We start from the raw sequence: 3,192 nt of genomic DNA, 5'->3' as shown, positions 1-3,192 counted from the left end.
TCCTTCAAATACGCGCAAATAAACATCTACAAAAAAGCAATCACACTTATGTAAACTTCTCATCCAATTTCAAACATAATATCACCCATTTACAGATGAATTAACCTTGTTCCCGATGGTCAAAAAGGTCACATTCCTTAAAAAATGGAATGGCAAACAGCACTGTGGATTATCCGCAGTGCTGTTCTCAGATGGAATCTGACTCATTATACTATTGTAATCATTATTTAAATGTTTTTACGCGTTCTTCAATAGGTTGGAATTCCTTGTCGCCTGGTTGGAAGGTCGGTTTACCAAATGGCATTTCAGCAATCAGTTTCCAATGCTCAGGGATGTTCCATTCGTTTTTCACTTTTTCATCGATCAGTGGGTTGTAATGCTGAAGGGACGCACCGAGTCCTTCTTGCTCCAGAGCCGTCCATACCACCAATTGCAACATACCGTTAGATTGATTGGCCCAGATTGGGAAATTGTCCGCATATGCTTCAAATTGTTGTTGCAGACCAGCGATCACGTTGTTGTCTTCAAAAAACAACACTGTTCCGTAACCGCTGCGGAAACCATTCATTTTCTCAGCAGTAGATTTGAATTGTTCTTCATTGCCTACCACTTCCCGCAAAATATCTTCTGTAATATTCCACAGTTTGTCATGATGCTCTCCGAGCAACACTACAGCGCGTGAAGTTTGGGAGTTGAAAGAAGTAGGTGTATACTTCACAGCTTCCTCTACAATCTCTTGAATTCGTTGGTCAGAAATTACATGTTCTTTGCTAATGCCATAATAGGAGCGTCTGTCTTTTAGCGCTGTGAAGAAGTCTTTAGTCATTTTGTTACCTCCTGAGAAAAATTAATTACTTTTCGTAACTTAATATACATCGCACATATCTTAAAGTCAAGAGATTTCTTTTTAAATATTACCAGTTAGTTGAAAATTATACGTTGCCATTATATTTTTTCTCACTGGAAGAGGTGTGCTTGGTTACATCCTTGTCTCTCTCCTCCTGTCTTTCCATCTTTAAATCCTCTACGGGAATGGCATCTACTGTCTGCTCAATTTCAAACCTGTCGAATAAGCTTTCCTGATCTGTTGGATACTGCTCCGCATGATCACGATTAATCGGCTGATTCTGATGTTTAGATTCCGTCGTTTCTCTCCCCGTCTGGTCTTTTTGCTCATTCTTACCGTGTAAATTATCTTCAAATGGGGTCATCTTTCTTCCCTCCCTATCGGATTGTGTTCACAGTATACTTTTACCTTTCAAATCGGGGATTAAACGCAAAAAAGAGAAAATCTCCGAAAGATTTTCTCTACTCATGTTCTTTATTAATAGTTAACTGGATTATTCCGAGCTGGATTTACGTGTACACTCATGAAAAAGATGAGGCTCCAGCTTCTCTCCCGCTACGAGCTTCTGCACCAACTCTGTACCTGAGGCCGGAGTCATTTGACCATACCAGTCCCCTTGCGGATATACGATTACAACGGCCGCATCATGGCAGCGCCCATTACAACGAGTTCTGGTTGTGTGAATATATGCTTCTGCTTGTTGTTTACGAATTTCATCCCGAATTGCTTGGGTAACTTCTTCACCCTCATGTCGCAGACATGTCCCTCCATTGCAGATCAGTACATGATGCTTCATCGGTTCTAAATCAAAAATAGCCATAGCTTCCCCTTTAATCAACAGTTGTTGGTTTTTAAATTAACGTTTATCTGGATAAAGAACAAGCTGTGCTTCCATCCGCCCGCCTTCAATCGTCAGCACGATAAATGAATATTCGTCTTCACCGCGTTTGTCCGTCGGAGACCCGGGGTTAAGGACAAGCAGATGATCTATCTTTTTGACCACAGGAATATGGGAATGTCCATAAATCAGGCAATCCAGTGTTTCTCCCTTAAACGTGTTTAACGCGATATTTTCTGTCGAGCCGCGCCAGCCATGACCATGAACCATGCCGATTCGCTTGCCTTGGGCTTCAACGATTCGTTGATAACCTAGACGCTCCACGATGTCGGTTCCATCATTGTTTCCAGCTATGCCTTGCACAGGCGCAAATTCAGCTAGACATTCATAGACGAACCAATCCGTCCAATCTCCGGCGTGGAGAATAAGGTCACTGCCCTTTAGCTCCTGTACAAGCCGACTAGGCAGCGTTTTGCTTCTATGCGGCATATGAGTGTCTGAAAGTACGATGATTTTCATATCAATTTCTCCTTACCGGCGTCATTACACGGATGAACTTTGTTGCCCAACCCGCTGCTTGAGAGCCTGCTCCAGATCACGCAACGTAACGGTCTCGAAAAACGCCTGTATTTTCTGCTCTGCCACGGTGTATAAACCATCCAACAAAGCGTCTATGTTCCTGCCAACCTCGCAATTACAGTTGCTGTCGGTATGAATGGCGAACAGCGGACCTTCATCCTTGGTTGCTTCATAGATCATTTTCAGATTGATGTTGGAACTTGACATGCTTAGACGAAAGCCGCGCGCTCCTGGCGACGAATCCACCAGACCCGCTTGCTTGAGCCGGCTCATAATTCTTCTCACAACTACCGGATTGGTATTAATGCTGGAAGCAATAAGTGACGAAGTCATTCGCTCGGGTGCTCCTTCAGCCAGAAGAAGCAGACAATGGATACTAACGGAAAAATGGGTACTCATGTTAACCACCTTTATATGTGTGCCTCATTAAATATTTGGTAAAATGCATGTTTACATCATACCACATTAGGGTCAGCGACACAGTGCTTACTACTCCTTACTCGGGAAAAAAGTCATTTTCAGGGCGTACTCGCACTTTTAATTGGCGCACACTATATTCTAGCTGCTTGATGATATCTTCCAGTTGACGACGGTCAAGTGCATTAAAGTCGGCGGCAGGCTTGGGTGCATTTTTCAAATCACGTATGGTTGCCTGCTGCTCCTGCCACTTGTCCATCAGGTCGGCTATATTCGCATAAAAGCGTTCGTAATCCTTGATCACTTCATCCAGAAAGGCATCTACCTCGTCTGGATCATAGCCACGCATTTTATTTTTAAACTGTTTCTCATGAATGGAGAGCGCGTCCAGCTGAATGCCCAGTTGTTTAAACAACTGCTTTTGCTTATCCAGACGACGCTTCATATGTTCATCCATCGGTTTTCCCTCCTTAACACACTATTCTTTTTATATCACATTCTAGGCTGGGAA

6 protein-coding genes are annotated in these 3,192 nt (G+C 43.2%); all 6 read right to left on the bottom strand.

Annotated elements, in window-relative coordinates; all coding sequences use genetic code 11:
• Window positions 1-223: 223 nt before the first annotated feature.
• Window positions 224-826 (bottom strand): nitroreductase family protein, encoded by a 603-nt coding sequence (locus tag AC5V8P_RS24680; RefSeq protein WP_064797968.1) that lies wholly within the window; start codon window positions 824-826, stop codon window positions 224-226.
• A 106-nt stretch (window positions 827-932) separates the two neighbouring features.
• Complete coding sequence (locus AC5V8P_RS24675; protein WP_063208722.1) at window positions 933-1,211, bottom strand: YczO family protein; 279 nt, start codon at window positions 1,209-1,211, stop codon at window positions 933-935.
• A 129-nt stretch (window positions 1,212-1,340) separates the two neighbouring features.
• On the bottom strand, window positions 1,341-1,667 hold the full coding sequence (locus AC5V8P_RS24670; RefSeq protein WP_064797969.1) for a (2Fe-2S) ferredoxin domain-containing protein: 327 nt from the start codon (window positions 1,665-1,667) through the stop codon (window positions 1,341-1,343).
• A 36-nt stretch (window positions 1,668-1,703) separates the two neighbouring features.
• Entirely contained in the window at window positions 1,704-2,204 is a 501-nt protein-coding gene (locus AC5V8P_RS24665; RefSeq protein ID WP_063208726.1) for a metallophosphoesterase family protein, read from the bottom strand.
• Between the two features lie 24 nt (window positions 2,205-2,228).
• Complete coding sequence (locus AC5V8P_RS24660; protein WP_058710495.1) at window positions 2,229-2,663, bottom strand: Rrf2 family transcriptional regulator; 435 nt, start codon at window positions 2,661-2,663, stop codon at window positions 2,229-2,231.
• A gap of 97 nt (window positions 2,664-2,760) precedes the next feature.
• The gene (locus tag AC5V8P_RS24655; protein WP_064797970.1) at window positions 2,761-3,138 is read right to left on the bottom strand and encodes a DivIVA domain-containing protein; all 378 of its coding nucleotides are present in this window, start codon (window positions 3,136-3,138) and stop codon (window positions 2,761-2,763) included.
• Window positions 3,139-3,192: the final 54 nt, after the last annotated feature.

Source organism: Paenibacillus sp. N119s (assembly GCF_059447605.1).
Note: the sequence above shows the minus strand (reverse complement) of the source record. Positions and strands in the feature narration are given on the sequence as shown.

What these genes read in the sequence shown, in the direction of transcription:
- AC5V8P_RS24660 (WP_058710495.1), bottom strand. Translation starts at nt 2,663, where the DNA reads ATGAGTACCCATTTTTCCGTTAGTATCCATTGTCTGCTTCTTCTGGCT.
- AC5V8P_RS24680 (WP_064797968.1), bottom strand. Translation starts at nt 826, where the DNA reads ATGACTAAAGACTTCTTCACAGCGCTAAAAGACAGACGCTCCTATTAT.
- AC5V8P_RS24655 (WP_064797970.1), bottom strand. Translation starts at nt 3,138, where the DNA reads ATGGATGAACATATGAAGCGTCGTCTGGATAAGCAAAAGCAGTTGTTT.
- AC5V8P_RS24675 (WP_063208722.1), bottom strand. Translation starts at nt 1,211, where the DNA reads ATGACCCCATTTGAAGATAATTTACACGGTAAGAATGAGCAAAAAGAC.
- AC5V8P_RS24670 (WP_064797969.1), bottom strand. Translation starts at nt 1,667, where the DNA reads ATGGCTATTTTTGATTTAGAACCGATGAAGCATCATGTACTGATCTGC.
- AC5V8P_RS24665 (WP_063208726.1), bottom strand. Translation starts at nt 2,204, where the DNA reads ATGAAAATCATCGTACTTTCAGACACTCATATGCCGCATAGAAGCAAA.